Raw genomic sequence first — 657 nt, 5'->3', positions numbered from 1 at the left:
CCAGGGACGCTGTTGGTTGGGGCATCATTAACCGGATTGACTGTCAGATTCACCGTAGCCGTTTCCGTAACTCCGCCAGAAGTCACTGTATAAGTAAAACTGGTGCTGCCATTGTAATTAGCGGTTGGGGTAAAGCTTAAAGTGCCGTCATTATTTAACAGCACTGTGCCGTTGGCTACCGTTACGGTGTTGCCTGCGGTAATAGCTGTACCATCAATCGCAGTGATGGTATGGCCTGCGTTTTCAAAGGTATCATTATTATTCACATCATAAGTAGCCACCGTGTCTTCATTCAGGGTTATGGCATCGTTGGCAATATCCACGACTGGATTGACTGTAATGGCAATATTGTCCGTATCACTTAAGGTGCCGTCACTGGTGACTATAGTTAAGCTGTCTGCACCGTTGTAATCAGCAACAGGAGTGTAAGATAAACCATCCAAAGCTGTGGTAATTGCAGCAGGAGAACCTGTTAAGGTTACACTGCCCGTGCCGTTATTGCTGATCATTACCCCTGCCGTTGCCAAAGCCGTTAAACTGCCGTGTGCCACAGAAATCGTGGTGGTCACAGAAGCGCTGTCTATATCGGTGAGGCTTATCGCATTGCCATTAGCAGAGCTAAAGACTTGAGCGGTGTCTTCATTCGTGGTTTGAGCG

The 657-nt window shown here is 47.6% G+C and carries 1 protein-coding gene; it reads right to left on the bottom strand.

Translation table 11 applies throughout. The annotated features are described in order from the left end of the window. On the bottom strand, nucleotides 1–657 hold a 657-nt coding region (locus Lqua_RS09670; RefSeq protein WP_169792350.1), incomplete at both ends, for an Ig-like domain-containing protein.

Origin of the sequence: Legionella quateirensis, assembly GCF_001467955.1 — a bacterium.
Taxonomy (GTDB): domain Bacteria; phylum Pseudomonadota; class Gammaproteobacteria; order Legionellales; family Legionellaceae; genus Legionella; species Legionella quateirensis.
The sequence above is the reverse complement of the archived record's forward strand: the minus strand, read 5'-3'. Positions and strand labels throughout refer to the sequence as shown.